We start from the raw sequence: 21,564 nt of genomic DNA, 5'->3' as shown, positions 1-21,564 counted from the left end.
CTCCCACAGGTACAGCGCACGCTTGAGGCTGGCGACCATCCTGTGGGAGCGGGCGTGCCCGCGAAGAGGCCCGCGCAGGCGCCGAAAATGCCAGCTTGATCGCGGTTAGTGCCGTTTATCGAACCCTGAACTACGCTGACAGTCGCATTCCACGAATCATTTGCGCGCAAGCAAGGAGCCTGCATGACGTTGATACGTCCGCTGTTGGTCGTCTGCCTGGGGCTTGTGTCCCTGCTGTCGGGCTGTAGTAAGGAAGAAACCACCGAAACACTGCCACGCGTAGGCGTGCAACAGGTATCACCCACCGATTTCGCTGCCAGGGTCACCCTGACTGGCGATGTGCAGGCGCGGGTGCAGACCGACCTGTCGTTCCGGGTGGGCGGCAAGATCATTTCGCGCAGTGTCGATGTCGGCGACCACGTAAAGGCCAACCAGGTGTTGGCGCGGCTGGACCCGAAAGACCTGCAGAACAATGTCGACTCGGCCAAGGCCGAGGTGTTCGCCGCGCAGGCGCGGGTCACCCAGACCAGTGCCGCGTTCGTGCGCCAGCAAAAGCTGTTGCCCAAGGGCTACACCAGCCAGAGCGAATACGATTCCGCCGAAGCCGCGCTGCGCAGCAACCAGAGCGCGCTCAAGGCCGCGCAAGCGCAATTGGCCAATGCCAACGAACAACTGAGCTATACCGCGCTGGTCTCCGAGGCCGATGGGGTCATCACCGAGCGCCAGGCCGAGGTCGGCCAGGTGGTTCAAGCGACCATGCCAATCTTCAGCCTGGCCACCGATGGCGACCGTGATGCCGTGTTCAATGTCTACGAATCGCTGCTGGTGGCCCCGCCCAGCGACGCTGGAGTGATCGTCAGCCTGCTGGACGACCCCAAGGTTCAGGCCCGTGGCTTCGTGCGCGAAATCACCCCTACGGTGTCCGCGCAAAGCGGCACGGTACAGGTCAAGGTCGGGCTGAGGGATGTGCCGCCAGGGATGCAACTGGGTGCACCGGTGACGGCCACCACCAATGCCCAGGGCCGACCAAGTATCGAGCTGCCATGGTCGGCACTGACCAAGGCCCTGCATGAGCCTGCCGTCTGGGTAGTGGGCGAGGGTGACAAGGTAGAGCTGCGCAAGGTCGAGGTCAGCCGTTACCTCACCGGCAGGATCGTGGTCGCCAGTGGCCTGAAAGGCGGCGAGACCGTGGTGGTCAATGGCGGGCAGTTGCTGCACCCCGGCATGCAGGTACTGAAGGTCGATGCCAAGGCCAAAGGGGGTGAGCTATGAAGCGCCTGCTGCTGATGCTGTCGGCCGGCGTGCTGTTGGCCGGCTGCAGTAGCGAGGATGAAGTGCCGGAGCCGATTCGGCCGGTGCTGTCGGTCAAGGTCGAACCCCAGGTGCAGTCGCAGCTGGGCCGCTTCGCCGGCAGTATCCAGGCACGTTTCGAAAGCACCTTGGGCTTCCGGGTATCCGGGCGTATTGCCCGGCGCTGGCTGGATGTGGGCGCCCAGGTGAAACCGGGCGACACCCTGGCCACCCTCGACCCGACCGACCAGCAGAACCAGCTTCGTGCCGCCGAGGGCGACCTGGCCAAGGTGCAGGCGCAGTGGATCAACGCCCAGGCCGATGCCCGCCGCCAACAACAGCTGTACGACCGTGGCGTAGGCGCCCAGGCCCAGCTGGATATCGCTCAGACCAATCTGAAAACCACCAGTGCGGCGTTGGAGCAGGCGCGCTCTGCGCTCAGCCAGGCGCGTGACCAGCTCGATTACAGTACCCTGCGCACCGACCACGCCGCGGTAATCACTGCCTGGCAGGCTGAAGCCGGGCAAACCGTCACCGCTGGCCAGGCCGTGGTAACCCTGGCCAGACCGGATGTGAAGGAAGCGGTGATCGACCTGCCGATCGGCCTGGCCGAGCAGTTGAGCAAAGGCCTGACCTTCACCGTTGCTTCGCAGCTGGACCCGACCATCAACACCACCGCCAGCCTGCGGGAACTGGAACCCCAGGCCGACGCCACCACGCGCACCCGCCGCGCGCGCCTGACCCTGGCCAGCACCCCGGCGGCCTTCCACCTGGGCACCGCCATCAGCGTGACCCTGAGTTCGGAGGTGTCGCCGCGCAGCGAACTGCCCTTGAGTGCCTTGCTCGAGCGCGACGGCAAGACCCAGGTATGGGTGATCGATACGCAACAGAAGACCGTGGCCACTCGTGATGTGGCCCTGATCGGTCGAACCGCCGACAGCATCGTCCTGACCTCGGGCGTACAGCCCGGCGAGCGGGTGGTGACTGCGGGCGTGAACAGCCTCAAGCCTGGCCAGAAGGTCACCTTCGACGAGGATGCGCAATGAAAGGAAGCTTCAACCTGTCCGACTGGGCGCTCAAGCATCAATCGTTCGTCTGGTACCTGATGTTCGTTGCCCTGTTGATGGGGATTTTCTCCTACTTCAACCTGGGCCGTGAGGAAGACCCGTCGTTCACCATCAAGACCATGGTCATCCAGACCCGCTGGCCCGGCGCTACCCAGGACGAAACCCTGTACCAGGTCACCGACCGTATCGAGAAGAAGCTCGAGGAACTCGACTCCCTCGACTACACCAAAAGCTACACCCGCCCCGGCGAATCCACGGTCTACGTGTACCTGCGCGACACCACCAAGGCCAAGGACATCCCGGAAATCTGGTACCAGGTGCGCAAGAAGATCCAGGACATTCGCGGTGAATTCCCTGCAGGCATCCAGGGGCCCGGGTTCAACGATGAATTCGGCGATGTGTTCGGTTCTATCTATGCCTTCACTGCCGACGGCCTGACCCTGCGCCAGCTGCGCGACTACGTGGAGCAGGCGCGGGCCGAAGTGCGCGATGTGCCCAACATCGGCAAGATCGAGCTGATCGGCACCCAGGACGAAGTGCTGTACCTGAACTTCTCCACCCGCAAGCTGGCAGCCTTGGGCATCGACCAGCGCCAGGTCATGCAGGCCCTGCAATCGCAAAACGCCGTGACCCCTGCCGGTGTGATCGAGGCAGGGCCTGAACGTATCTCGGTGCGTACCTCCGGGCAGTTCACCTCGGAAAAGGACCTGGAAACCGTCAACCTGAAGATCAACGACCGCTTCTTCCGCCTGGCAGACATCGCCGATATCGAGCGCGGCTACGTCGACCCTCCTTCGCCGATGTTCCGCTACAACGGCCAGACGGCGCTGGGCCTGGCCATCGGCATGAAGGCCGGCGGCAATATCCAGGTGTTCGGCGCGGCGCTGAAAAAGCGCATGGACCAGGTGGTCGAAGACCTGCCGGTGGGCGTCGGGGTGCACACTGTTTCCGACCAGGCCGTGGTGGTCAAGCAAGCGGTCGGCGGCTTTACCAGTGCGCTGTTCGAGGCGGTGGTGATCGTGCTGGCGGTGAGCTTCGTCAGCCTCGGCGTGCGTGCCGGGCTGGTGGTGGCCTGCTCGATCCCGCTGGTGCTGGCCATGGTGTTCGTGTTCATGGAGTACAGCGGTATCACCATGCAGCGGATTTCGCTGGGGGCGCTGATCATCGCCCTGGGCCTGCTGGTGGATGATGCGATGATCACTGTGGAAGTGATGGTCACACGGCTGGAAATGGGCGAAAGCAAGGAGCAGGCGGCGACTTTTGCCTATACCTCCACAGCCTTCCCCATGCTCACCGGCACCCTGGTGACTGTGGCCGGTTTCGTGCCGATCGGCCTCAACGCCAGTTCGGCGGGTGAATACACCTACACGCTGTTTGCGGTAATTGCCGTGGCACTGATGGTGTCGTGGGTGGTGGCGGTATTCTTCGCCCCGGTGTTAGGCGTGCACATCCTCAGCAGTGCCAAGCTCAAGCACCATGAAGCCGAGCCCGGGCGCGTCGGCCGGGCCTTCGAGCATGGTTTGTTGTGGTGCATGCGCAACCGCTGGCTGACCATCATCGGCACCGTGGTGCTGTTCGCCCTGGCGATCTTCTGCGAACGCTTCGTGCAGAACCAGTTCTTCCCGTCCTCTGACCGCCCGGAAATCCTCGTCGACCTCAACCTGCCGCAGAACGCCTCGATCGAGGAGACGCGCAAGGTGGTCGACCGTTTCGAGGCGCGGATCAAGGACGACCCGGACCTGGTGCACTGGAGTACCTATATCGGCCAGGGCGCGATCCGCTTCTACCTGCCCCTCGACCAGCAGTTGCAGAACCCGTACTACGCGCAGCTGGTGATCGTCAGCAAGGGCTTCGAAGAACGCCAGGCCATGATGGAGCGCCTGCAGAAGATCCTGCATGAAGAATTCGTTGGCGTCGGCACCAACGTGCAATCGCTGGAAATGGGCCCACCGGTGGGCCGACCGATCCAGTATCGGGTAAGCGGTGCCAATATCGACGAGGTTCGCAAGCACGCCATCGAGCTGGCCACCTTGCTCGACCAGAACGAGCACATCGGCGAGATGATCTACGACTGGAACGAGCCGGGTAAGGTGCTGCGCGTGGAAATCGCCCAGGACAAGGCGCGCCAGCTGGGCCTGTCGTCGGAGGACGTGGCCAATGTGATGAACAGCATCGTCAGCGGCGTGCAGATCACCCAGGTCAACGACAACATCTACCTGGTCGACGTGGTCGCCCGTGCCGAGGACAGCGAGCGTGGCTCGCCGGATACCTTGCAGAACCTGCAGATCCTGACACCCAACGGCACTTCGATCCCGCTGCTTGCGTTCGCTACTGTGCGCTACGAGCTGGAGCAGCCGCTTGTGTGGCGTCGTGACCGCAAGCCGACCATCACCATCAAGGCATCGGTCAACGGTGACATCCAGCCCACCGACCTGGTGGCCCAGCTGAAGCCGAAGATCGACGAGTTCGCCAGCAAGTTGCCGGTGGGCTTCGAAGTGGCCACCGGCGGCACGGTGGAGGAGAGCGCCAAGGCGCAGGGGCCGATCCGCAAGGTCATCCCGCTGATGCTGTTCCTGATGGCGACGTTCCTGATGATCCAGCTGCACAGCGTGCAGAAGCTGTTCCTGGTGGTCAGCGTGGCGCCGCTGGGGTTGATTGGCGTGATCATTGCGCTGGTGCCCACAGGTACGCCCATGGGCTTCGTGGCGATTCTCGGCATTCTCGCGCTGGCGGGCATCATCATTCGTAACTCGGTGATCCTGGTGACCCAGATCGACGAGTTCGAAGCCCAGGGCTTGTCGCCGTGGGATGCGGTGGTGGAGGCAACCAACCACCGGCGCCGGCCGATTCTGCTGACCGCGGCGGCGGCGAGCCTGGGCATGATCCCGATTGCCCGCGAAGTGTTCTGGGGGCCGATGGCCTACGCCATGATTGGCGGGATCATCGTGGCGACCCTGCTGACGCTGCTGTTCCTGCCGGCCTTGTATGTGGCCTGGTACAAGATCCGCGAGCCACAGAAGAAACCCTCCTGACCACGCATCCCCTTGTAGGAGCAGCCTCGTGCTGCGAAGAGGCCGGTAAATTCATCATCAAATGCTGATGGGATTGCCGGCCTCTTCGCAGCACGAGGCTGCTCCTACAAGGGAAATGCGGTGCTTGAAAAATGGTTATATAAACATTCTCAAACAGTATTTTTAAGAATAATCCCGCCTCACTACTATTGCCCTCAAGCCAGGCGCAAATCCCCTTCAAACCTCAGCCCGGCACCCTCACTCCAAGGAGAACGAGCATGAGTGCATCTCTGCGTAGCATCGACGGTCAGGACGAAGCCACCATTCTGCGGGAAATCCAGAGCGCTCTGCGCGACCTGCGATTCGGTGCGGTGGAGATCACCGTGCACAACGCTCAGGTCGTACAGATCGAGCGCAAGGAGAAGTTCCGCCTACAGCAGCCCGGCAACAAGACCGGCTGATCGCACCACACATTCAAAAACTAGAAAAATGCCAATCGGGAGCTTCACCATGTCCATCCGCCGTTATGCGCTTGCCGCCCTGGCCAGTGCTGTTTTTGCCGGTTCCGCCATCGCCAAGGACTACGAACTGCTGAACGTGTCCTACGACCCGACCCGCGAGCTGTACCAGCAGTACAACGCCGAGTTCATCAAGCACTGGCAGCAGGCCCACCCGGGCGACAAGGTGAAGATCCAGCAATCCCACGGCGGTTCGGGCAAGCAGGCCCGTGCGGTGATCGATGGCCTGCGTGCCGACGTGGTGACCCTGGCCCTGGCCGGCGACATCGATGAAGTCGCCAAGCTCGGCAAGACCCTGCCAGACAACTGGCAGACCCGCCTGCCGGATGCCAGCACCCCGTACACCTCGACTATCGTGTTCCTGGTGCGCAAGGGCAACCCTAAAGGCATCAAGGACTGGGGCGACCTGATCAAGAAGGATGTGTCGGTCATCACCCCCAACCCGAAAACCTCCGGCGGCGCCCGCTGGAACTTCCTGGCGGCCTGGGCCTATGGCCTGAAGGCCGGCGGTAGCGAAGAAAAGGCCAAGGAGTACGTGCAGGAGCTGTTCAAGCACGTCCCGGTGCTGGATACCGGCGCCCGTGGCTCGACCATCACCTTCGTCAATAACGGCCAGGGCGATGTGCTGCTGGCCTGGGAAAACGAAGCCTTCCTGGCGCTGAAGGAAGACGGTGGCGCCGACAAGTTCGAGATCATCGTGCCTTCGCTGTCGATCCTCGCCGAACCGCCGGTGGCGGTGGTGGACAAGAACGCCGAGAAGAAGGGCAATACCGAGATTGCCACCGAATACCTCAAGCACCTGTACAGCCCGGCCGGGCAGAAGATCGCAGCCGAGAACTTCTACCGCCCGCGTGACGAGAAGGTCGCTGCCGAGTTTGGCAAGCAGTTCCCGAAACTGGACCTGGTGACCATCGACAAGGACTTTGGTGGCTGGAAGACTGCACAGCCGAAATTCTTCAATGATGGCGGTGTGTTCGACCAGATCTATCAGGCACAGTAGGGGCCAAGGAAAAGCGGGGCCGCCATGCGGCCCATCGCGACACAAGGCCGCTCCTACAGAGGTACGCGCACCCCTGTAGGAGCGGCCTTGCGTCGCGATGGGCTGCAAAGCAGCCCCAGGATTTCAGAAGCTAGCACCAGCCCGGGATCGTTCCCGGGCCAAGTGCGTTCAACCAGGGATATTTATGTCACGCCGCATTTCCCCCGTCATACCCGGCTTCGGGCTGACGCTGGGCTACACCTTGGTGTACCTCAGCCTGATCGTGCTGATACCGCTGGCCGCCATGTTCGTGCATGCCGCGCAGCTTACCTGGGAGCAGTTCTGGAACATCATCAGTGCACCGCGGGTGATCGCCGCGCTCAAGCTGAGTTTCGGCACCGCCCTGTTCGCCGCCATCATCAACGGAGTGATCGGCACCCTGCTGGCCTGGGTGCTGGTGCGCTACACCTTCCCCGGGCGCAAGATCATCGATGCGATGATCGACCTGCCGTTCGCCCTGCCCACGGCTGTAGCCGGTATCGCCCTGACCGCCCTGTACGCGCCCTCGGGCTGGGTCGGCCAGTTCGCCACCGACCTGGGCTTCAAGATCGCCTACACCCCACTGGGCATCACCCTGGCGCTGACCTTCGTCACCCTGCCGTTCGTGGTGCGTACGGTGCAGCCGGTGCTGGCCGACATTCCGCGTGAAGTGGAGGAGGCCGCTGCCTGCCTGGGCGCCAAGCCGCTGCAGGTGTTCCGCCATGTGCTGGCGCCAGCGCTGCTGCCTGCCTGGCTGACAGGTTTTGCCCTGGCCTTCGCCCGCGGCGTGGGCGAGTATGGTTCGGTGATCTTCATTGCCGGCAACATGCCGATGAAGACCGAGATCCTGCCGCTGCTGATCATGGTCAAGCTCGACCAGTATGACTACACCGGCGCGACCGCCATCGGCGTGCTGATGCTGGTGGTTTCCTTCATCCTGCTGCTGCTGATCAACCTGCTGCAGCGCCGCATCGAAACCCCTTGAAGGAGGCCGGCATGTCCAGTTCATCCCTGAATGCAACCGCCGCCGCCAACGCTGCCCGCCGGGGCAGCGCCACTTCGCGGCGTATCCTGATCGGCCTTGGCTGGCTGGTGTTCGCGCTGTTCCTGCTGCTGCCACTGGTGATCGTGGTGTCGCAGGCGCTGAAGAACGGCTTTGGCACCTTCTTCGAGGCGATCTTCGAGCCTGACGCATTGTCGGCGCTGAAGCTGACCCTGCTCGCCGTGGCCATTTCGGTGCCGCTGAACCTGGTGTTCGGTGTCAGCGCCGCCTGGTGCGTGAGCAAGTACACCTTCCGTGGCAAGAGTATCCTGGTCACCCTGATCGATCTGCCGTTCTCGGTATCGCCGGTGATCGCCGGCCTGGTCTACGTGCTGATGTTCGGCGCTCAAGGCCTGTTCGGGCCATGGCTGCAGGACCACGATATCCAGATCGTGTTCGCCCTGCCGGGCATCGTCCTGGCCACCATCTTCGTCACCGTACCGTTCGTGGCCCGTGAGCTGATCCCGCTGATGCAGGAGCAGGGCACGCAGGAAGAGGAGGCCGCGCGCTTGCTCGGCGCCAATGGCTGGCAGATGTTCTGGCACGTGACCCTGCCGAACATCAAATGGGGCCTGATCTACGGGGTGGTGCTGTGCACCGCGCGGGCCATGGGCGAGTTTGGCGCGGTGTCGGTGGTGTCCGGCCACATTCGCGGCGTGACCAACACCTTGCCGCTGCACGTGGAGATCCTCTACAACGAGTACAACCATGTCGCGGCCTTCAGCGTGGCCAGCCTGTTGCTGATCCTGGCGCTCTTCATCCTGCTGCTCAAGCAGTGGAGCGAGAACCGTATTAACCGCCTGCGCCACAGCGCCGCGGAGGAATGATTCATGTCGATCGAAGTTCGTAACGTCAGCAAGCGCTTCAACAGCTTCCAGGCCCTGGACAACATCAACCTGGACATCAACAGCGGCGAGCTGGTGGCCCTGCTCGGCCCTTCCGGCTGCGGCAAGACCACGTTGCTGCGCATCATCGCCGGCCTGGAAACCCCCGACCAGGGCAATATCGTGTTCCATGGCGAGGACGTGTCCGGCCATGACGTGCGCGACCGCAACGTCGGTTTCGTGTTCCAGCACTACGCGTTGTTCCGCCACATGAGTGTGTTCGACAACGTTGCCTTCGGCCTGCGCATGAAGCCCAAGGGCGAGCGCCCGAGCGAGAGCAAGATAGCCGAGAAGGTGCATGAACTGCTGAACATGGTGCAGCTGGACTGGCTGTCCGACCGCTACCCCGAGCAGTTGTCCGGTGGCCAGCGCCAGCGTATCGCCCTGGCCCGTGCGCTGGCGGTGGAACCCAAGGTGCTGCTGCTGGACGAGCCTTTCGGTGCGCTGGATGCCAAGGTGCGCAAGGAGCTGCGCCGCTGGCTGGCGCGCCTGCACGAGGACATCAACCTGACGTCGGTGTTCGTCACCCACGACCAGGAAGAAGCCATGGAGGTGGCTGACCGCATCGTGGTGATGAACAAGGGCGTGATCGAGCAGATCGGCTCGCCGGGCGAGGTGTACGAGCACCCGGCCAACGATTTCGTCTACCACTTCCTCGGTGATTCCAACCGCCTGGCCCTGAGCGAAGGGCATCATGTGCTGTTCCGCCCGCACGAAGTGTCGCTGTCGCGGCATGAGACCGAAGGGCACCATGCGGCCGAGGTGCGCGACATCCGGCCGTTGGGCGCGACCACGCGGGTGACCTTGAAGGTGGAGGGGCAGAGCGAGCTGATCGAGGCCGAAGTGGTCAAGGACCATGACAGCCTGACCGGGTTGGCGCGTGGGGAGACATTGTTCTTCCGGCCGAAGGTTTGGCAGAAGGTGGCGGATATCTGAGTCGCCTTTGATGATGAAAAAGCCCAGGGTTGGTCCTGGGCTTTTTTATGCCTGATGGATTGCCGGGGCTGCTTTGCAGCCCATCGCCGGCAAGCCAGCTCCCACATTGACCGCGTAACACCGTTCCCTGTGGGAGCTGGCTTGCCGGCGATCGAGGGCGCAGCCCTCGCGGCAATCTCATGCCTTACGCGAATATTTCGCATGCCGGCAATGCATGATTGAAAACCCGCCCGGCCACAGCCCGCGAATTCCGCGGCTTTGCCACAATCCTTCAAAAACTATATTCAGTAAAGTTCTAATCATAATTTTAAACATTACTTTAAGTGATAAGCCCCTGGCCCCGATGATTCAGCCACACACCTGAATCGAGTCCCAGGAGTTTGATCAATGGGTAATGTCCAGTCGGCCGTCAGGGCCTACGACCAGCCATGGCGCCCGGCCCCGGGTGACCTGGTCGACCTTGGACGCACGCTTCGCCTCCCGCTTGGCCAGCTGCGCTTGCAACGCACGCCTGTCAGTGGGCTCAAGCGCCGCGACAAGCTGGTGCTGGGCCTGCTGGTGCTGGCCCTGCATGGCGCAGCAGCGTATTGGGTCAACCAGGCACCAACGCCCGAGCTGCCGGTGGTGCCACCGCAAGTACCGCCGATGACCATCGAGTTCGCCGCGCCAGCACCGCCTGTAGTCGAACCACCGCCACCAGCCCCGGCACCGCCGGTGGTCCAGTCGCCACCGCCGGCCGTGGTCGACGAACTGGCCGCCAAGCCCAAACCCAAGCCAAAGCCCGTGCCCAAGCCGGTGGTCAAGCAACAGCCCAAACCTCAGCCCAAGCCGGTCGAAGCACCGCCGCCAGCCCCTGTGGCCGCTCCGGCCCCGCCAGCACCACCCGCGCCGGCCCCGGTCACCCCGGCATCGGCCAACGCGGCGTACCTGAAGAACCCGGCGCCGGAGTACCCGCAGATGGCCCAGCGCCGCGGTTGGGAAGGCACCGTGCTGCTGCGCGTCGAGGTGCTGCCCAGCGGCAAGCCCGGACAGATCCAGATCCAGAAGAGCAGCGGCCGTGATGCCCTCGACGCTGCCGCACTGGCCGCGGTCAAGCGCTGGAGTTTCGTGCCTGCCAAGCAGGGTGACGTGGCCCAGACCGGCTGGGTCAGCGTGCCGATTGATTTCAAGCTTCGCTAACTTTTTCGCAGAACACAGGAAGACATCATCATGAGCCTGCTGGCATCCCCCCTCCAATCCGTTGAAAGCGCAGTCATCTGGCTGCTGGTCGGTTTTTCTGTCGTCACCTGGGGCCTGGCCCTGGTCAAGGTCGTGCAGTTCGTGCGGCTGAAGAACCAGGACAAACGCTTCCACCAGCAATTCTGGGCCGCCTCGAGCCTGGACTCGGCTGCCGAGCCCAGCCACCACCTGCCAGGCCCTGTCGCCCGTGTTGCCCAGGCCGGTTATGCCGCCATCGCAGTCGGTGACAGCCAGGCCAATGACCTGAGCCACGCCATCAACCACCAGGACCGCCTGGAGCGCGCCCTGCGCCAGCAGATCGTGCGTGAGCGCCGTTCGCTGGAAACCGGCCTGGCGGTGGTCGCCAGTATTGGCAGTACCTCGCCCTTCATCGGCCTGTTCGGCACCGTCTGGGGCATCATGGAAGCGCTCAAGGGCATCAGCGCGGCTGGTTCCGCCAGCCTGGAAACCGTGGCCGGGCCGATTGGCGCGGCACTGGTGGCCACCGGCGTGGGTATCGCCGTCGCGGTGCCGGCGGTGCTGGTCTACAACTACTTCCTGCGCCGCCTCAAGCTAACCGCCGCCGACCTCGATGACTTCGCCCACGACTTCTACAGCCTGGCGCAGAAGAGTGCTTTCCGCGTGCTGGTGCACCCGGCCGTGCACAGGCCCCAGGCCGGTTTCACCCAACCGGTGAAGGAGGCGTCCTGACATGGCCTTTTCGACCCAGGACAGCGACGAAGTCCTCAGTGAAATCAACGTCACGCCGTTGGTGGACGTCATGCTGGTGCTGCTGGTGGTGTTCATCGTCACCGCGCCGCTGCTGACCAATGCCATCCCCATCAACCTGCCCAAGACCGAGGCTGTGGCCCCGGTGGAGCAGAAGGACCCGCTGGTGGTCAGCATTGATGGTGACGGCAAGTTGTTCATCAACAAGGACGAGATCCAGCCAGACCTGCTGGAAACCAGCCTCAAGGCTGCCAAGGACAAGGACGGGGAGCTGCGCGTACAGCTGCAGGCCGATGACGGCGTGAACTACGGCGAAGTGGCGCGGGCCATGGCGGCTATCGAACGTGCCGGGATCAGCAAGCTGGCGGTGATTACCGCGCGCTGAACCCGTCAACTTTCTTCAGGCAAGTGCTTAGGGGCCATATCTCTTGGCAGGGGATGGCTCCTTTTTTTTGCGTGATCCCTGTGGGAGCGGGCGTGCCCGCGAACACGGGCGAAGCCCGTGCCATCCACCGCGGTGCTTGCTTCGCGGGCATGCCCGCTCCCACAGGGGTCGCACAAGATATTGAGATTTTTGGTTATTAATAAATAGCTTCTTATTCCTTTACTGGTATAACTCCCTCCCTATACTTGTCTCCAAGCACGCAAACTCACCGGAGGCGTCCCCATGCGCAATGAGTCGATTCGTTACCTGATTGTGCCGGGCTGGCAAGGATCGCCAGACAATCATTGGCAAAGTCACTGGCAGCGCACCCTGCCGAACAGTATGCGGGTCGAGCAGAACGACTGGCTGACTCCGCAACGCCAGGACTGGGTGCAGGCACTGGAGCAGGCGATTGCCGCCGAGCGCTCGCCGGTGATTCTGATTGCCCATAGCCTGGGCTGCATAACCGTCGCTCATTGGGCCGCGCAGGCCAGCCCGGCCCTGCTGCGGCGGGTACGTGGCGCGCTGCTGGTGGCACCCGCTGACGTGGAGCGGCCGACCTGCGCGCCAGCTCTGCGCAACTTCGCACCGATCCCGACCGAAGCACTGCCATTCCCCAGCCAGGTGGTCAGCTCGGACAACGACCCGGCCGTGAGCGTGCCAAGGGCGTTGTATCTGGCCCAGGTCTGGGGCGCCGAAGCAGGGCTGCTGACCAACGCCGGGCACATCAACGTCAAGTCCGGCCATGAGCGCTGGGAACAAGGTTTCGCCTACTTGTATCGCTTGCAGAGCCGGGTCGAGCAGCGCGCACTGCGCCGCGCCTGATCGCCCTTACTGTTTACCGTTTGCCTGACGCCCGGCCATTGAAGGCCTGGGGCGGGAGTTCGTCATGACTTTTCAAAACCCTTTTGGCCAGCCGTTGCTGACCTTCCCTGAACTGGACAAGAGCCCGCTGAGCATCCGCGCCAAGGCGCTGGTGTTCATCGACCCACGTTCGCAGCAGTTGCGCGAGGAGCTCGAGCACCTGGCGCCACAATCCTTGCCGGTGCTGATCCGTGGCGAAACCGGCACCGGCAAGGAACTGCTGGCCCGGCAGATCCACCGTGCCAGTGACCGCAGCGGGTTGTTCGTGTCGGTCAACTGCGCTGCCATCAGCCCCACCTACGCCGATGCCGAGCTGTTCGGCTACAGTGCCGGCAGCCAAGGTGGCACAGCCAGCAGCCGTGCCGGCTGGTTCGGCTCTGCCAACGGCGGCACGTTGTACCTGGACGAGATCGCCGACTTGCCGCTGGCCATCCAGGGCAAGCTGCTGGCCGCCCTGGAAAACCGCGAGGTTACCCGGGTGGGCGCGCAGCAGCCGCAACCGGTGGACGTGCGCCTGGTGGCCGCTACCAGCATCGATCTGGCGCGGGTGGTGCGCGCGGGGCGCTTCAACGAGCGCCTGTACCAGTACCTGCGCGAGGGAGCGCTGGAGCTACCGCCACTGCGCGAGCGGCCGGGCGATATCCTGCCGTTGGCCGAGTACTTCGTGGGCATCTACAGCGTGCGCCTGCAGCGGCCTGTGCCGCTGGTTAGCGAGGCGGCACAGCAGGCGCTGGAGGCACACCCCTGGCCCGGCAACACCCGTGAACTGGAGAATGTCATCCACTTTGCCTTGCTGCTGAATGATGGCGAGGAGATCCTGGCAGAGGACCTGGACCTGCCCGATCCTGCGCGCTAGGCACTGCTCAAAAGCAAAATGGCTGATAGCATTTTGTTTTTGGAATAAGCAGCTAAATAAAAGATATTTTTGCGGAATAAAAAATCTGGGTATTGTCCGCCTCACGCCCGCTGGTGAACCGGTTGGGCACCCGATTCGCCATCGTCGATGGCCCAGAACCAGAACAAGGATCACCATGAAGAAGACCCTGCTGACCACTGCCCTGGCCGCTGCCCTGTCGTTTGCCGGCCTGGCTACCGCCGCCGAGAAACTGGTTGTCGCCGCCACCCCGGTACCGCACGCCGAAATCCTCGAGCTGATCAAGCCGACCCTGGCCAAGGAAGGTGTGGACCTGCAGATCAAGGTTTTCACCGACTACGTGCAGCCGAACGTGCAGGTTGACCAGAAGCGCCTGGACGCCAACTACTTCCAGACCCTGCCTTATCTGCAGAACTTCAACGAAGGCAAGGGCACCCACCTGGAAACCGTGATCGGCGTGCATGTCGAACCCTTTGGTGGTTACTCGAAGAAGGTCAAGAGCCTGAGCGAACTGAAAGAAGGCGCTACCGTTGCCATCCCTAACGAGGGCAGCAACAGCGGCCGCGCCCTGCTACTGCTGCAGAAGGCTGGCCTGATCACCCTGAAGGATCCGAAGAACGCCCTGGCCACCCCCAAGGACATTGCCGAGAACCCGAAGAAGCTGAAGTTCCGCGAGCTTGAGTCGGCCATGCTGCCGCGCGTGCTGGACCAAGTCGACCTGGACATGATCAACACCAACTACGCCCTGGAAGCCGGCCTGAACCCGGCCAAGGACGCGCTGGTGATCGAAGGCAGCGACTCGCCATACGTGAACTTCCTGGTCGCCCGCCCGGACAACAAGGACAGCGAAGCCATCCAGAAACTGGCCAAGGCCCTGACCAGCCCGGAAGTGAAGGAATTCATCGCCAAGAAGTACCAAGGTGCGGTGCTGCCGGCGTTCTGATGCGCTTGCATTACCTTGCATGACCCAACGCCGACACTCTTGTGTCGGCGTTTTCATTTCTGGGCTTTAGCCGCGAAGAATTCAACCCGGTGCATGGCACCGGCTGCGCCGGTGTTCGCGGCTAAAGCCGCTCCCACAAGGTCCTGTATGCGCCGGCAATACATGCCATCAGCGCTGAATTCTCAGTGATATGTATATATGAAAAAGATATTTATTAAAAAGTTTTTAGATCATTAGAGTCTATTTATCGTGCCCACGCGCACCCTGCAGACCTGCTTTACCCATGACCCTCGACACCACATTCATCCTTGGCACGCTGCCCGCCTTCCTCAAGGCCGTGGGCGTGACCCTGCAGGTCGGCCTGATCGCCATCGCCACCTCGCTGCTGGTCGCTCTGGTCAACGCCACACTGCTGGTATTACGCACCCCGTACCTGTGGCGCCTGGTAAAAGCCTACGTGGAGCTGGCCCGCAACACGCCGCTGCTGATCCAGCTGTTCTTCGTCTACTTCGCCTTGCCCAGCCTGGGCCTGAAGATTTCCGGCTTTGCCGCTGCAATCTTCACCATGACCTTCATGGGCGGTGCCTACCTCACCGAGGTGCTGCGTGCCGGCATCGAGGCCGTGCCCCGTACCCAGCTGGAGTCCGGGCGCTCCATCGGCCTGTCCGAAGGCCAGCTACTGCGCCATGTGGTGCTGCCCCAGGCGGGCATCCTCAGCCTGCCGGCACTGTTCGCCAACTTCGTCTTCCTGCTCAAGGAAACCACCGTGGTGTCGGCGGTGGCCGTGCCGGAAATTCTCTACACGACCAAGAACTACATCGCGCTGTACTACAAGACCTATGAAATGCTCACCGTGCTGACCCTGCTCTGTGTGCTGCTGTTCCTGCCGCTGTCCTTGCTGCTGCGCTATATCGAAAGGAGGCTGCAACATGGCCAGTTCGGCGTCTGAACTGCTGCTGCAGGCATTGCCGCAGCTGGCTGGCGGCGCGGCGCAGACCCTGGCCATCTCTGCGCTGGGCATCCTCTTCGCGACGCTGGGCGGTGTGCTCTATGGCGTGCTGGCAACCTTGGGCAACCGGGCCCTGAACATTGCCTTACAGGTGTACCTGGAGCTGTTCCGTGCCATCCCGGTGCTGGTCTGGCTGTACCTGGTGTTCTTCGGCCTGCCGATCTTCCTGGCGCTGAGCATCCCCAGCTTCTGGTGCGCGGTACTGGTGCTGGGCCTGTGGGGCGCCAGCGAGGTGGGCGAGGTGGTGCGTGGCGCGCTGCGCTCGCTGCCGTGCGGCCAGCGCGAGGCGGGGTTGTCGATCGGCCTGGCCGGCTGGCAGCTGTATGGCTACGTGCTGTTGCCACAGGCGCTCAAGCGCATGACCCCGCCAACCATCAACATCTACACGCGGATCATCAAGACCAGCTCGCTGGCGGTGCTGATCGGCGTGGTCGAGGTGATCAAGGCCGGCCAGCAGATTATCGAACGCACCTACGAGTCGGTGCTGATCTACGGCGCCTTGTTCCTGTTCTTTTTCATCGTCTGCTATCCGCTGTCCGCCGCTTCACGCGTGCTGGAACGCCGCTGGGCCCACTCATGAGCGCATTGATCGAATTTCAGGGTTTCAACAAGTTCTTTGGCGAGCACCAGGTGCTCAAGGACGTCGACCTCCAGGTGGCGGCCGGCGAGGTGGTGGTCATCCTCGGCCCCAGCGGTTGTGGCAAAAGCACGCTGCTGCGCTGCCTCAACGGCCTGGAGCAGGCCCACGGCGGCCACCTGCGCCTGGCCGGGCAGGAGCTGCTCGACCCGCGCACCGATTGGCGCGAGATCCGCCAGCGGGTCGGCATGGTGTTCCAGAGCTATCACCTCTTCGGTCACATGAGCGTGATCGACAACCTGCTGCTTGGCCCGCTCAAGGTACAAAGGCGCGAGCGCGCCGAAGCCCAGGCCCAGGCCGAGGCGCTGCTGGCGCGGGTCGGCCTGCTGGACAAACGCGACGCCTTTCCCCGGCAGTTGTCCGGGGGCCAGCAACAGCGCATCGCCATCGTGCGTTCGCTGTGCATGAACCCCGAGGTGATGCTGTTCGACGAGGTTACCGCAGCCCTCGACCCGGAAATGGTCAAGGAGGTGCTGCAGGTGATCCAGGGCCTGGCCCGCGACGGTATGACCTTGCTCATCGTTACCCACGAAATGGCCTTCGCTCGCGCGGTGGCCGACCGCATCGTGTTCATGGAGGCCGGCAGGATCCTTGAACAGGGCGACCCCGAGAGCTTCTTCACACGACCGCGGACCGCACGCGCGCAGCAGTTCCTGGAGAAATTCTCCTTCGTAGAAAGCCTGCCGAAGACACTGCACAAGGAACTGTCATGAAAACTGCCAACCTCACCAAACTGCTGGCGCCGTTGTTCGGCCTGGCCCTGCTGGCCGGCTGCAACAAGGCTGAAGAGCCACCCAAGCCGGCGGCGGCCTCGCCGGCCACCAGCTACCTGGAAACCATCAAGGCCCGCGACAAGCTGATTGTCGGCGTGTTCACCGACAAGCCACCGTTCGGTTTCGTCGATGAGCAGGGCCGCTACGTGGGCTTTGATACCGATATCGGCCGGCGCCTGGCCAAGGACCTGCTGGGTGATGAAAACAAGGTCGAGTTCGTTGCCGTGGAGCCGGCCAGCCGTATCCCGTTTTTGCAGAGCGACAAGGTCGACCTGATTCTCGCCAACATGACCGTGACCCCGGAGCGCAAGGAAGCGGTGGACTTCACCAACCCCAACCTGCGCGTTGCCGTGCAGGCCATCGTCGCGGATGGCAGCCCGGTGCAGAAGCTCGACGACCTGGCCGACAAGACCATCATCGTCACCACCGGCACTACCGCTGATATCTGGCTGACCAAGAACCACCCGGACTGGAAACTGCTCAAGTTCGAGAAGAACAGCGAGTCGCTGCAGGCGCTGGCCACCGGGCGTGGCGATGCCTATGCGCAGGACAACCTGATTCTGTTCAGCTGGGCCAAGCAGAACCCGGGGTACCGCGTGCTGCCTGAGCTGCTGGGTGACGAGGCACCGATTGCACCGGCGGTGAAAAAGGGCAACACCGAGCTGCGTGACTGGGTGAATGCCGAGCTGGCCAAATTGGGGGAGGAGAAGTTTCTGCTGAAGCTGTATGACCAGTATGTACGCAAGGAACTGAGCGATGACACCAAGCCGGAAAGCGTGATTGTGGAAGGGGGCAAGTGGCAGGGGTGACGGTGCCATTGGGGCTGCTTTGCAGCCCTTCGCGGGCTTGCCCGCTCCCACATTGATCGGCGTATGCAGGGCCCTGTGGGAGCGGGCGAGCCCGCGAAGGGCCGCAAGGCGGCCCCAATGACTTCAACGGTTACGCGGTAGCCAATTCAGCAAGAACTCATTCACCACCCGCGGGTTCTCCAGGCTGGAGATATGCCCCGCAAACGGAATCTGCGCCGCCAGGCAGCCAACGATTCGCGCCATTTCATTGGACTCTTCCGGCGGCCGCGGAATGTCCTGGTCGCCGCACATCAGGATGGTTCTCTCGCTCGGCAGCTGCTCGAGTCGCTCCAGAAGGTCGTGTCGTCCAAAGATTATCCGCCCCATGGGATCAAGGCTCTCGCGAATGGTTTGTGCACTGCTTGCCTTCAGCTGAGCACGAAACCGCTCACGGATTTCAGGCACGGTCTGGCCGCCTGCGTGGAAAAATATAGGCACGATGATGTCGAGCAGCAGGTCGCTGAATTCGCCGGCTTCGCTGGCGGCATCCAGCAAGGCGAAGTACTTGAGCCGAGTCTCCTCCGGCTCGGCGCCCAGGTAAGTGTCCATGAGCACCAGGCGGTCCACCCGCTCGGGGTGTTCAAGGGCCAGTTGCGCGCCCCACATGCCGCCGACCGACAGGCCGACCAAGTGGCATTTGCCAATGTCCAGGGCGTCCAGCAGTGCCAGATGTTGGCGGGCCAGGGCGCTCATGTCGATGGTCGTGGCAGGCGGAGCATCGGAGCCGCCGTGGCCCCAAAGCTCGGGGACGATGACGCGGAAGTGTGCTGACAGGGCTTCGATTTGCGGCTGCCACATCTCGGCGGACCACAGGTAGCTGTGGCCGAGCAGGACCGGGAAGCCTTGGCCCTGGTCGATGTAGCTCATGCGGGCGCCGTCGATTTCGATGAAGTGTCTTTGCATGGAATGGGTCTCGGCTGGGAGCGCTGTAGGGTATTCGAAATTGTCGCGGGCCGCTTTGCGGCCCATTCGCAGCACAAGGCTGCTCCTACAGGGGATCGCGGTCTCTTGTAGGAGCAGCCTTGTGCTGCGAATGGGCTGGCACCAGACGCAAGGTACTCTGCGCCGGAATCACCCCCATCTGCGCCTTTTGGTACTGCCCCTGCACATAACCTTCGGCCTGATCCGCAAAATGCCTGTCGAACGGCACACCACTCTGCCCGACCGGGTTGGTGGTCAGCGCCTGCCCGGCATCGGCAAAGTCGACCAGCCGCCGCGTCGACGGCCCATAGGTCACCGGCCATGGCGCCGGGCCGATCTTCGCCGAGAGGTTGTTCGGCACTTCATGGGTGCCCGGTGCGGCGAACGGGCCGACGTTGAACAGCAGGTTCAGCGGCTTTTTGACCCCCAGCGGGTGGTTGTGGGTCAGGGTATGGGCCTTGCCCCACTGCCAACTGGCCGGGTCGTTGCCCAGGGTTTCCCGCAGGTGCTTCAAGCTGTTCTGCCACGCCATCCGCACCACGGCGTTACGGTCGGTGCGCTGGTTGGCTCCGCGGGTGTTCCACCACGGTGAATCGGCATCCGCCGCCAGGCGCGGCAGAGCTGCGTCGATGGCGCGGGTGCTGATCAGCACCGGGAACCAGGTGTCGCCCAGTTCGTCATGCAAGGCCGCGAATGCCAGCTCGTAGAGGAACTGGTTGAACAGCGTGGCACTGGTCGAGTCGAGCGGGTAGTCGCCGCTCCAGGCTGCCAGTTGCTCGACCAGCTCCTTCTCTTCGTCACCTTCGGCCACTGCGCGCAGCGTTGCCAGCAGTGGTGCAAGGGTGCGCGGGCCATAGTCGCTGCCAGTGTCCAACTGCAGCGCCTGGCTATTTTGGGTATCCCACTTCACGTCGGGGTTGGCCAAGTGGCGATCGAGCTGGCGGCCTCGGTCCGGCAGGTTGTAGTAACCGGGTATCGGCACTGCTGCTGGAGGCTGGTAGTTGGCCGAGACAATGTAGTCGCGTGCCGGGTTCTCCTGCTGCGGGTTGACGCTGAAGGGGTAGAAGCCGAGCTTGTCGGCCTGCGCACTGGCACCGTCGAGGATGAACGCGGGGTCGACGCCGTCGGGGCGTATCGGCAACTGCGCCGCCGCCCACCAGCCGATATCGCCACGGGCATTGGCCCACACCAGGTTCAGCCCCGGCGCATGCACCTTGGCCGCGGCCTCGCGCATCTTGCCCAGGGTATCGGCGCGGTTGAGCTGGTAGAAACCGTCGAGGATCGGGTTTTCGGTTTCCAGGAACGCCCACCACATGGCGATTGGCGTGGGCCCGGCAGTGGCACCCAGCACGTCGTTGACGATCGGGCCATGGGGCGACCGGCGGAGGCTGAGGGTGACCGGTGCTTCGCCTTTGACGGCAATCTGCTGCTCGGTCTTTTCCAGCGCCTGCCATTTGCCATCGACCATCACCTGGTTGGCGTCGGCAGGGTTGGTTCGCTCGGCGATCAGGTCGACGTCGTCATTCTGGAACATGGTCAGGCTCCAGCCGAAGTCGCGGTTGTGGCCGAGCAGGGCGAACGGGTTGAGCGCCTGGAAGTAGCCATACAGGTTGAAGCCCGGCGCCGACAGCTCGGCCTCGTACCACACCGCTGGCACCGCAAAACCGATGTGCGGGTCGCCGGCCAGCAGCGGCCTGCCGCTGCGGGTGCGGCTGCCGGCCACGGCCCAGGCGTTGCTGCCCTCGAATTGCGGGATGCCCGCATCGCCCAGCGCATCATGGCTGAGGCGGGCGAGGGCCTCCAGGCTTTGCCAGTCGGCAGCGGCCAGCGGTGTACCCAAGGCGCCCTCGGGCTGCCAGGCGAGATCGAAGATGTTCAGGTACTCAGGGCCCAGCTGGTCGCGGATATAGGTGAGCGCGGGTTCGGTGCGAAACGCGGCGGCGAAGCTGTAGGCCAGGTAGCCGGCGATGCTCAGGGTGTCTTCGGCGCTGAAGGGGCGTGGGGTGATGCCGAGCAGGTCGAACTCCACGGGTTTTGGGTGGCTGGCCTGCCAGCTGTTCACCCCGTCGAGGTAGGCCTGCAGGGCTTGCCAGGCGGGTGACTGGCGGTCCTGACGCTTGGCCATCAGTGCTGCCTGTTCGCGAATGCGCAGGCTGCGGAACAGGGTGTCGGTGGGCAGCAGCTTGTCGCCCAGTACCTCGGCCAGCTCGCCCCGGGCCAGGCGCCGCAGGATCTCCATCTGGAACAGCCGGTCCTGGGCATGCACGTAACCGAGAGCACGATACAGGTCGGGCTCGCTCTGCGCCTGCAGGTGCGGCACCCCACGGGCGTCGTAGCGCACGTTGACCGGCGCCTGCAGGCCGGCGATGGCCACGTCGCCCTCGCGTTGCGGCAGCTTGCCCTGCACATACCAGTATCCGGCGCCGGCGGCCACGGCAACCATCACGGCCAACAGGGTCAAGCTGCGCTTCATGCAGGCTCCTTGTGCGTTCAAGCGAAAAATGTGGTCCGATGATCGGCGGATTCGCGACCAGAGCATAGCCCCAGGAAGGAGTTTC

General features: G+C 63.3%; 20 protein-coding genes. 18 read left to right on the top strand and 2 right to left on the bottom strand.

Annotated features, from left to right (window positions below; genetic code table 11):
• The first annotated feature begins 183 nt into the window (after positions 1-183).
• The 18 genes from ACK56M_RS28015 to ACK56M_RS27930 all read left to right on the top strand — a co-directional run bounded on the left by ACK56M_RS28015 (position 184) and on the right by ACK56M_RS27930 (position 18,046).
• Positions 184-1,272 (top strand): efflux RND transporter periplasmic adaptor subunit, encoded by a 1,089-nt coding sequence (locus ACK56M_RS28015; RefSeq protein ID WP_015272214.1) that lies wholly within the window; start codon positions 184-186, stop codon positions 1,270-1,272.
• The gene (locus tag ACK56M_RS28010) at positions 1,269-2,336 is read left to right on the top strand and encodes an efflux RND transporter periplasmic adaptor subunit (protein WP_013974699.1); all 1,068 of its coding nucleotides are present in this window, start codon (positions 1,269-1,271) and stop codon (positions 2,334-2,336) included. Before ACK56M_RS28015 ends, ACK56M_RS28010 begins: the two co-directional genes overlap by 4 nt.
• Positions 2,333-5,389, top strand: a complete 3,057-nt coding sequence (locus ACK56M_RS28005; RefSeq protein ID WP_054573415.1) for an efflux RND transporter permease subunit — start codon at positions 2,333-2,335, stop codon at positions 5,387-5,389. The genes ACK56M_RS28010 and ACK56M_RS28005 overlap by 4 nt, the downstream gene beginning before the upstream one ends.
• A gap of 257 nt (positions 5,390-5,646) precedes the next feature.
• Positions 5,647-5,829: a sulfur starvation response protein OscA gene (gene oscA / locus ACK56M_RS28000; protein ID WP_003258557.1), complete on the top strand. Its 183-nt coding sequence runs from the start codon at positions 5,647-5,649 to the stop codon at positions 5,827-5,829.
• Positions 5,830-5,878: 49 nt separating this feature from the next.
• Positions 5,879-6,886, top strand: a complete 1,008-nt coding sequence (locus ACK56M_RS27995) for a sulfate ABC transporter substrate-binding protein (RefSeq protein ID WP_061304717.1) — start codon at positions 5,879-5,881, stop codon at positions 6,884-6,886.
• A gap of 184 nt (positions 6,887-7,070) precedes the next feature.
• Entirely contained in the window at positions 7,071-7,889 is an 819-nt protein-coding gene (gene cysT / locus ACK56M_RS27990) for a sulfate ABC transporter permease subunit CysT (RefSeq protein ID WP_013974695.1), read from the top strand.
• Between the two features lie 11 nt (positions 7,890-7,900).
• Positions 7,901-8,773, top strand: a complete 873-nt coding sequence (gene cysW / locus ACK56M_RS27985; RefSeq protein WP_015272212.1) for a sulfate ABC transporter permease subunit CysW — start codon at positions 7,901-7,903, stop codon at positions 8,771-8,773.
• Positions 8,774-8,776: 3 nt separating this feature from the next.
• Complete coding sequence (locus tag ACK56M_RS27980; RefSeq protein ID WP_013974693.1) at positions 8,777-9,766, top strand: sulfate/molybdate ABC transporter ATP-binding protein; 990 nt, start codon at positions 8,777-8,779, stop codon at positions 9,764-9,766.
• 387 nt (positions 9,767-10,153) lie between these two features.
• Entirely contained in the window at positions 10,154-10,945 is a 792-nt protein-coding gene (locus ACK56M_RS27975) for an energy transducer TonB (RefSeq protein ID WP_015272211.1), read from the top strand.
• Between the two features lie 30 nt (positions 10,946-10,975).
• Positions 10,976-11,695, top strand: coding sequence for a MotA/TolQ/ExbB proton channel family protein (locus ACK56M_RS27970; RefSeq protein WP_015272210.1), 720 nt, complete (start codon positions 10,976-10,978; stop codon positions 11,693-11,695).
• Between the two features lies 1 nt (position 11,696).
• A complete protein-coding gene (locus ACK56M_RS27965) occupies positions 11,697-12,098 on the top strand; it encodes an ExbD/TolR family protein (RefSeq protein WP_054573412.1) in 402 nt (133 codons plus the stop codon).
• Between the two features lie 282 nt (positions 12,099-12,380).
• Entirely contained in the window at positions 12,381-12,962 is a 582-nt protein-coding gene (locus ACK56M_RS27960; protein WP_015272208.1) for an alpha/beta hydrolase, read from the top strand.
• Between the two features lie 64 nt (positions 12,963-13,026).
• Positions 13,027-13,857, top strand: coding sequence for a sigma 54-interacting transcriptional regulator (locus tag ACK56M_RS27955; protein WP_015272207.1), 831 nt, complete (start codon positions 13,027-13,029; stop codon positions 13,855-13,857).
• A gap of 175 nt (positions 13,858-14,032) precedes the next feature.
• The gene (locus ACK56M_RS27950) at positions 14,033-14,818 is read left to right on the top strand and encodes a MetQ/NlpA family ABC transporter substrate-binding protein (RefSeq protein WP_013974690.1); all 786 of its coding nucleotides are present in this window, start codon (positions 14,033-14,035) and stop codon (positions 14,816-14,818) included.
• A 283-nt stretch (positions 14,819-15,101) separates the two neighbouring features.
• The gene (locus ACK56M_RS27945; protein ID WP_015272206.1) at positions 15,102-15,767 is read left to right on the top strand and encodes an amino acid ABC transporter permease; all 666 of its coding nucleotides are present in this window, start codon (positions 15,102-15,104) and stop codon (positions 15,765-15,767) included.
• Positions 15,748-16,407 (top strand): amino acid ABC transporter permease, encoded by a 660-nt coding sequence (locus ACK56M_RS27940; protein WP_015272205.1) that lies wholly within the window; start codon positions 15,748-15,750, stop codon positions 16,405-16,407. The genes ACK56M_RS27945 and ACK56M_RS27940 overlap by 20 nt, the downstream gene beginning before the upstream one ends.
• Positions 16,404-17,177, top strand: coding sequence for an amino acid ABC transporter ATP-binding protein (locus ACK56M_RS27935; RefSeq protein WP_054573408.1), 774 nt, complete (start codon positions 16,404-16,406; stop codon positions 17,175-17,177). The genes ACK56M_RS27940 and ACK56M_RS27935 overlap by 4 nt, the downstream gene beginning before the upstream one ends.
• Positions 17,174-18,046, top strand: a complete 873-nt coding sequence (locus tag ACK56M_RS27930; protein ID WP_015272203.1) for a transporter substrate-binding domain-containing protein — start codon at positions 17,174-17,176, stop codon at positions 18,044-18,046. The genes ACK56M_RS27935 and ACK56M_RS27930 overlap by 4 nt, the downstream gene beginning before the upstream one ends.
• Before the next feature lie 123 nt (positions 18,047-18,169).
• Here ACK56M_RS27930 and ACK56M_RS27925 read toward each other — a convergent pair whose 3' ends face one another.
• Together ACK56M_RS27925 and ACK56M_RS27920 are read right to left on the bottom strand one after the other, a co-directional pair.
• Entirely contained in the window at positions 18,170-18,988 is an 819-nt protein-coding gene (locus ACK56M_RS27925) for an alpha/beta fold hydrolase (protein WP_054573433.1), read from the bottom strand.
• Positions 18,989-19,073: 85 nt separating this feature from the next.
• Positions 19,074-21,479: a penicillin acylase family protein gene (locus ACK56M_RS27920; RefSeq protein WP_061304706.1), complete on the bottom strand. Its 2,406-nt coding sequence runs from the start codon at positions 21,477-21,479 to the stop codon at positions 19,074-19,076.
• Positions 21,480-21,564: the final 85 nt, after the last annotated feature.

Origin of the sequence: Pseudomonas sp. s4 (assembly GCF_046764235.1) — a bacterium.
Lineage (GTDB): Bacteria > Pseudomonadota > Gammaproteobacteria > Pseudomonadales > Pseudomonadaceae > Aquipseudomonas > Aquipseudomonas asiatica.
The sequence above is the reverse complement of the archived record's forward strand: the minus strand, read 5'-3'. Positions and strand labels throughout refer to the sequence as shown.

What these genes read in the sequence shown, in the direction of transcription:
- cysT (WP_013974695.1), top strand. Translation starts at nt 7,071, where the DNA reads ATGTCACGCCGCATTTCCCCCGTCATACCCGGCTTCGGGCTGACGCTG.
- ACK56M_RS27995 (WP_061304717.1), top strand. Translation starts at nt 5,879, where the DNA reads ATGTCCATCCGCCGTTATGCGCTTGCCGCCCTGGCCAGTGCTGTTTTT.
- ACK56M_RS27960 (WP_015272208.1), top strand. Translation starts at nt 12,381, where the DNA reads ATGCGCAATGAGTCGATTCGTTACCTGATTGTGCCGGGCTGGCAAGGA.
- ACK56M_RS27975 (WP_015272211.1), top strand. Translation starts at nt 10,154, where the DNA reads ATGGGTAATGTCCAGTCGGCCGTCAGGGCCTACGACCAGCCATGGCGC.
- ACK56M_RS27945 (WP_015272206.1), top strand. Translation starts at nt 15,102, where the DNA reads ATGACCCTCGACACCACATTCATCCTTGGCACGCTGCCCGCCTTCCTC.
- ACK56M_RS27925 (WP_054573433.1), bottom strand. Translation starts at nt 18,988, where the DNA reads ATGCAAAGACACTTCATCGAAATCGACGGCGCCCGCATGAGCTACATC.
- ACK56M_RS27955 (WP_015272207.1), top strand. Translation starts at nt 13,027, where the DNA reads ATGACTTTTCAAAACCCTTTTGGCCAGCCGTTGCTGACCTTCCCTGAA.
- ACK56M_RS28005 (WP_054573415.1), top strand. Translation starts at nt 2,333, where the DNA reads ATGAAAGGAAGCTTCAACCTGTCCGACTGGGCGCTCAAGCATCAATCG.
- ACK56M_RS28015 (WP_015272214.1), top strand. Translation starts at nt 184, where the DNA reads ATGACGTTGATACGTCCGCTGTTGGTCGTCTGCCTGGGGCTTGTGTCC.
- ACK56M_RS27930 (WP_015272203.1), top strand. Translation starts at nt 17,174, where the DNA reads ATGAAAACTGCCAACCTCACCAAACTGCTGGCGCCGTTGTTCGGCCTG.
- ACK56M_RS27965 (WP_054573412.1), top strand. Translation starts at nt 11,697, where the DNA reads ATGGCCTTTTCGACCCAGGACAGCGACGAAGTCCTCAGTGAAATCAAC.
- ACK56M_RS27940 (WP_015272205.1), top strand. Translation starts at nt 15,748, where the DNA reads ATGGCCAGTTCGGCGTCTGAACTGCTGCTGCAGGCATTGCCGCAGCTG.
- ACK56M_RS27980 (WP_013974693.1), top strand. Translation starts at nt 8,777, where the DNA reads ATGTCGATCGAAGTTCGTAACGTCAGCAAGCGCTTCAACAGCTTCCAG.
- ACK56M_RS27920 (WP_061304706.1), bottom strand. Translation starts at nt 21,479, where the DNA reads ATGAAGCGCAGCTTGACCCTGTTGGCCGTGATGGTTGCCGTGGCCGCC.
- oscA (WP_003258557.1), top strand. Translation starts at nt 5,647, where the DNA reads ATGAGTGCATCTCTGCGTAGCATCGACGGTCAGGACGAAGCCACCATT.
- ACK56M_RS28010 (WP_013974699.1), top strand. Translation starts at nt 1,269, where the DNA reads ATGAAGCGCCTGCTGCTGATGCTGTCGGCCGGCGTGCTGTTGGCCGGC.
- ACK56M_RS27935 (WP_054573408.1), top strand. Translation starts at nt 16,404, where the DNA reads ATGAGCGCATTGATCGAATTTCAGGGTTTCAACAAGTTCTTTGGCGAG.
- cysW (WP_015272212.1), top strand. Translation starts at nt 7,901, where the DNA reads ATGTCCAGTTCATCCCTGAATGCAACCGCCGCCGCCAACGCTGCCCGC.
- ACK56M_RS27970 (WP_015272210.1), top strand. Translation starts at nt 10,976, where the DNA reads ATGAGCCTGCTGGCATCCCCCCTCCAATCCGTTGAAAGCGCAGTCATC.
- ACK56M_RS27950 (WP_013974690.1), top strand. Translation starts at nt 14,033, where the DNA reads ATGAAGAAGACCCTGCTGACCACTGCCCTGGCCGCTGCCCTGTCGTTT.